This window comes from Actinomadura alba (genome assembly GCF_014323705.1).
Lineage (GTDB): Bacteria > Actinomycetota > Actinomycetes > Streptosporangiales > Streptosporangiaceae > Actinomadura_C > Actinomadura_C alba.
Window position 1 is genome coordinate 1 of sequence record NZ_JABVEC010000091.1, and the last position, 1,159, is coordinate 1,159.

A 1,159-nucleotide genomic window follows, 5' to 3' on the forward strand; every position below is an offset into this window, starting at 1 on the left:
AGAGGCAGTCGGAGGATGAAGCGTGCGCCTCCCATGGGTGAGTCCTCCACGTGGAGGGTGCCGTTGTGGGCGTGTGCGATGCCCTTGGCGATGGCCAGTCCGAGGCCGGTGCCTCCGGAGTCCCGGCTGCGGGCGGCGTCCAACCGGGTGAACCGTTCGAAGATCCGTTCGCGGTCGGTCTCGGCGATCCCGGTTCCGTCGTCGTCGACGGAGAGTTCGGCATGCTCTCCCTGGCCTCGCACCTGCACCCGGATGGCGCTTTTGGCGTGCCTTTGGGCATTGTCGAGGAGGTTGGCGAGCACTCTGCTGATCTGGGCGCGGACCACCTCGACCATCACCGCGCGCTCGAGTGCGAGCCCCACCGGCCGTTCCATCCTGCGCGAGGCCTCGACCGCGGCCAGTTCCGCCAGATCCACCCGCTCCAGCGCACCGGGGGTGGTACCGACCCGGGTGAGCAGGAGCAGATCGGTGGTGAGCGCCTGAAGCCGGTCGACCGCCCCGAGCGCGGAGTCGAGCACCTCACGCGCACTGGTCTCATCGGGATACAACTGGGCCTCCTCAAGCTGCATCCGTAACCCGGCCAAAGGGGTACGCAGCTCATGAGAGGCATCGGAGGCGAACTGCCGCTGCTGCTCCAGCGCCCGCTCCAAACGCCCCTGGGCACGCTCCAACCGGCCCAGAGTGCCATTGACGGTACGCGCGAGAGCCGCGATCTCATCGCGACCCGGCGGCTCCGGAACACGACTGCCCAGGTCATGCCCACTGATCGCGGCGAGCTCAGCCCGGATCGCCTCCACCGGCCGCAACGTACGACCAGTGACCTTCCACGTCGCAACCGCCGCAAGAACGATCAACAAAACCGCCTGCGTAGCGAAGATCGCATCAAACCCCGCCGGCGAGGCCACCCCCGGAGCACGCCGACCCGCATACACCACAGGCGAATCCGCCGCGGCCCTGACCCGCAACGCCGAAATACGCAAACACCCCACAGGAGCCCCCGCACACGTCTGCACATCCCGCTCCGGATCCTCCGCAGACGGCCACACCCCCGTCAACGGCGCCATCCCACGCGCCGCCCGCGACGAAGCAACCACACGATGACCAGGCACCACCACCTGAACCAAATCGATACCAGAGACACTCGGCACGACCGGATCGG

At 67.9% G+C, this 1,159-nt stretch carries 1 protein-coding gene; it reads right to left on the reverse strand.

Annotated features, from left to right (window positions below; genetic code table 11):
• On the reverse strand, window positions 1-797 hold a 797-nt coding region (locus HKK74_RS38855), incomplete at its 3' end, for a sensor histidine kinase (RefSeq protein ID WP_187248435.1).
• Window positions 798-1,159: the final 362 nt, after the last annotated feature.